Source organism: Dietzia sp. E1 (assembly GCF_014145015.1).
GTDB lineage: Bacteria > Actinomycetota > Actinomycetes > Mycobacteriales > Mycobacteriaceae > Dietzia > Dietzia cinnamea_A.
This window is the reverse complement of record NZ_JAALDU010000214.1, coordinates 1-3810: the sequence shown is the minus strand read 5'-3', so window position 1 is coordinate 3810 and position 3810 is coordinate 1. Positions and strand designations below refer to the sequence as shown.

Annotated in this window: 6 protein-coding genes; 4 read left to right on the top strand and 2 right to left on the bottom strand. The window is 69.1% G+C overall.

All coding sequences use genetic code 11. The features are described from left to right. The 3 genes from G6030_RS08240 to G6030_RS08230 all read left to right on the top strand — a co-directional run. Positions 1-249, top strand: a 249-nt coding sequence (locus G6030_RS08240; protein ID WP_182642796.1) for a TilS substrate-binding domain-containing protein, incomplete at its 5' end; no start/stop codon positions are given. Next, entirely contained in the window at positions 250-807 is a 558-nt protein-coding gene (hpt, locus tag G6030_RS08235; RefSeq protein ID WP_182642795.1) for a hypoxanthine phosphoribosyltransferase, read from the top strand. An 88-nt stretch (positions 808-895) separates the two neighbouring features. Next, a complete protein-coding gene (locus G6030_RS08230) occupies positions 896-2431 on the top strand; it encodes an acyl-CoA synthetase (RefSeq protein WP_182642794.1) in 1536 nt (511 codons plus the stop codon). A gap of 307 nt (positions 2432-2738) precedes the next feature. On the opposite strand, the gene G6030_RS08225 is transcribed toward G6030_RS08230, so the two are convergent. Both G6030_RS08225 and G6030_RS08220 read right to left on the bottom strand, forming a co-directional pair. Beyond that, a complete protein-coding gene (locus G6030_RS08225; protein ID WP_182642793.1) occupies positions 2739-2915 on the bottom strand; it encodes a hypothetical protein in 177 nt (58 codons plus the stop codon). Between the two features lie 150 nt (positions 2916-3065). Further along, positions 3066-3230: a hypothetical protein gene (locus G6030_RS08220; RefSeq protein ID WP_182642792.1), complete on the bottom strand. Its 165-nt coding sequence runs from the start codon at positions 3228-3230 to the stop codon at positions 3066-3068. Positions 3231-3435: 205 nt separating this feature from the next. Here G6030_RS08220 and G6030_RS08215 point away from each other — a divergent pair. Continuing rightward, a partial coding sequence (locus G6030_RS08215) for a sigma factor (RefSeq protein ID WP_347238610.1) occupies positions 3436-3810 on the top strand: 375 nt, incomplete at its 3' end.

The window sequence follows — 3810 nt, the reverse complement described above, 5'->3', positions numbered from 1 at the left end:
CCGGCCGCCGTTCTGACCCGGGTCCTGCGCCGCTGGCTGCTGTCCCGGGGCGTCACCTCCCCGACGTACGCACACCTGACGGCGGTGGCCGCGCTCGTCACGGACTGGCGCGGACAGGGCGGCGTCGCGGTCGGCGGCACCGGACCCGCCGGGACCCGCGGGGCGGGCCCGACGGCCAGGTTGGTCGCCCGGCGCCGACATGGAAAGCTGGTGTTGGAGAACGAGCGGGCGAGTGGAGCGGGGACGTAGATGACCACGGACAAATACGCGGACGAGATCGAGTCCGTACTCCTCGATGAAGACGCGATCCGGGAGCGGATCGCCGAGATGGCCGCCGCCGTCGGCGAGCGCTACGCGGACGTCGAGAAGGAGGTCGTGCTCATCGCCGTCCTCAAGGGCGCCGCGATCTTCGTGTCCGACTTCGCGCGGGCCCTGCCCATCCCGTCCGAGATGGAGTTCATGGCCGTGAGCTCCTACGGCTCGTCCACCAGCTCCTCGGGCGTCGTGCGGATCCTCAAGGACCTCGACCGCGACATCGCCGACCGTGACGTCATCATCGTCGAGGACATCATCGACTCCGGCCTCACCCTGTCGTGGCTCATGCGCAACCTCAAGACCCGCAACCCGCGCTCGCTGGAGATCGTCACCCTGCTGCGGAAGCCAGACGCGGTCAAGGCCGACCTCGACATCCTCGAGATCGGCTTCGACATCCCCAACGAGTTCGTGGTGGGCTACGGACTGGACTTCGCCGAGCGCTACCGCGACCTGCCGTACATCGGCAAGCTGCACCCGCGCATGTACTCCTGACCCGCGTCGCGGCCGGCCCGGCCGGGTCCTCGCGGAGTTCACTCTGGATTCCGTGACGCAGGTCACACGGCGGGGTTACGCTCTGGACATGTATCCAGGAGCCTTCGCCGCCACCACCCCGGACAAGCCCGCCGCCATCCGCCCCGCCACGGGGGAGCAGGTCACGTACGCCGAGCTGGAGGCCCGCTCGGCCCAGCTCGCGCACCTGCTCGTGGACGACTGGGGGCTGCGCCCCGGCGAGACGATCGCCGTCGTGTCGGACAACACGCTCGAGATGCTCGAGATCTACTGGGCGGCCCTCCGGACCGGCCTGTACATCGCGGCGATAAACCACCACCTGACCCCGGACGAGTCGTCGTACATCATCGGCGATTGCGGCGCCCGCGCCCTGTTCGTCTCCGCGCCGGTCGCCGACCACGTCGACCTCACCCCGGACGCCCACCCGGGCGTCGAGCACCGCGTGGTGTTCGGCGGCGCGCTCGAGGGGTTCGACGACTACCGGTCGCTGCTCGAGGGCAAGTCGACCGAGCCGCCCGCGGATCAGCCGCGCGGCCACGACTTCCTCTACTCGTCCGGCACCACCGGCCGGCCCAAGGGCGTCCGTGTGGACCCGCCGGAAGGGCAGATCGACGAGGTGGCCGACCACTACACGCCGGTCTTCAGCTTCCTCTACGGATTCGACGCCGACAGCGTCTACCTGTGCCCGGCACCGCTGTACCACGCGGCCCCGCTGCGTTTCTGCGGCGTGGTCAACTCCGTCGGCGGGACCGTGGTGCTCATGGACCGCTTCGACGCGGAGGACGCGCTGCGGCTCATCGAGCAGTACGAGGTGACGCACTCGCAGTGGGTGCCGACGATGTTCGTGCGCATGCTCAAGCTTCCGGAGGAGACCCGCGCGAAGTACGACCTGTCGAGCCTCACCCACGCCATCCACGCCGCCGCGCCGTGCCCGCCCGAGGTCAAGCGCCGCATGATCGAGTGGTGGGGGCCGGTGATCCACGAGTACTACTCGGCGACCGAGGGCATGGGCATCACGTTCATCAACTCCCAGGAGGCGCTCGAGCGTCCCGGATCGGTGGGCCGGGACGGGCTCAAGGGCATCGCCCACATCTGCGACGACGAGGGCAACGAACTGCCCGCCGGCGAGATCGGGACCATCTACTGGCAGAACGACGAGGGCGGCTTCGCCTATCACGGTGATCCGGAGAAGACCGCGTCCGTGCGTCACCCCGACCATCCCACCTGGGCGACCTTCGGCGACGTCGGGTACCTCGACGAGGACCGCTTCCTCTACCTCACGGACCGCAAGGCCTTCACCATCATCTCCGGTGGCGTGAACATCTACCCGCAGGAGATCGAGAACGCCCTCGTCATGAACCCGGCGGTGGAGGACGTCGCCGTGATCGGCCTGCCCGACGAGGAGATGGGGGAGCGCGTCCACGCCGTGGTGGTGCCCGCCGCGGACCGCGCCGGCGATCCGGGTCTGGCGCAGGAGATCCTCGACTCGCTGCGGGGGAAGATCTCCGACTTCAAGATCCCCCGCGGTCTCGACCTCGTCGACGAGCTGCCGCGTACGCCCACCGGCAAGTTGGTCAAGCGCCGGATCGTGCAGCAGTACGTCTGACGCGGACCCGGCGGCGCTGGTGGACGGCGCCGCCGGGGAGTGTGGTGGAGCTCTCTGACGGTGTGCGGGAACAGATCTGGCACCTCGGTGGTTCTACTGGGTGGATCGGGATGCGGCAGTGTCCCCCGGGCTCAATCACACAGCCCTCGCGGAGTTCCGTTCGGCTGGAGCCGCGTTGCGCCCCTCGCCGTGAGGCGACCCCGCTTCCCGGTCCGCCCACTTCACAGACACACGAGAGAAGCCGCCGACCCCCGGTCGGCGGCTTCTCTGGTGTGTCTGGCGCTACTGCCTCTGGTGCTGCTTCCCCTCAGCCCAGCGGACCGTCGCCGACGCTGGCGGTCAGGTCGGCCGACGCGCCGAATCCAACCGAATCCAGGATCATGAGGAAGAGCGCGGGGAGGTTGGTGGCGAAATCGGCGATGGTGGAGCCGGAGTTCAGCCCGAAAGCGGCTGAGCCTTGTGCGAATTCACTGAGACTGCCCATAACGGAGTCCTTCCTAGAGGAGGAGAAGGGGAGCTGGCAGCCGGACGCGGCGTCCGGCTTGACGAGACCATCTGTGAGATAACTCACATGCATCCCCCGCCGAAGATGATGCGCTTCTTATCTCCTGAAGTCAAGCCCCGATCCGGTGCCTTAGTCGGCGACGCTGGCCACCAGGTCGACGGCGATGCCGTCGAGCAGCGCGGCGAGGAAGGTCAGCGCCAGCGACGGCAGGCTCGTCCCCATGTCGGCGAGAGTGGAGCCCGAGTCGAGTGCGAACTCGGCGGATCCGGCGGCGAGCGTGGCGAGACTTCCCATTGTTCGTCCTTTGCTGTCGACGGCTCCCCGTCACGGGGCGGCCGGTCTGTGGTGGGCGGCGCCGGCGTGACCCGGCTGATGGCAACGGAAGAACAGCGTCGTCTCCGTGGCCGGTCTCATCATCGCCGGATGTTGCCGACCGGACCGGCGCTTTGACGGTTTTTCTTTATGGTGGGTGCGTGCGTGGGGTGAGAGGGTGACGGGCGTGGACGTGGTGACGAGCTTCGAGCGCGAGCGGCCCCGTCTCGTCCGGATCGCCGGGCGCCTCCTGGGGGACCACGCGGAGGCCGAGGACATCGTCCAGCAGGCCTGGCTACGCCTCGACCGCGCGGACGATGCGGCCATCGACTCGCTGCCCGCCTGGCTCACGACCGTCGTCACGCGATTGTGCCTCGACCGGCTCAAGGCGGCGGTGCCGCGACCGCTCGAACCCGGCGACCCGGAACACCCCGACCGCGCCTCCCTCGGCGGCGCCTCCCTCGACCGTGCCTCCGCCGACCCAGGCCCCTCCGAGGAGGCGGTGCTCGCGGACTCGATGGGTGGCAGCGCTGCATGTCGTCCTCGACCGCCTCACCCCGTC

Coding starts and splice junctions, on each gene's coding strand:
- hpt (WP_182642795.1), top strand. CDS start 250: ATGACCACGGACAAATACGCGGACGAGATCGAGTCCGTACTCCTCGAT.
- G6030_RS08230 (WP_182642794.1), top strand. CDS start 896: ATGTATCCAGGAGCCTTCGCCGCCACCACCCCGGACAAGCCCGCCGCC.
- G6030_RS08225 (WP_182642793.1), bottom strand. CDS start 2,915: ATGGGCAGTCTCAGTGAATTCGCACAAGGCTCAGCCGCTTTCGGGCTG.
- G6030_RS08220 (WP_182642792.1), bottom strand. CDS start 3,230: ATGGGAAGTCTCGCCACGCTCGCCGCCGGATCCGCCGAGTTCGCACTC.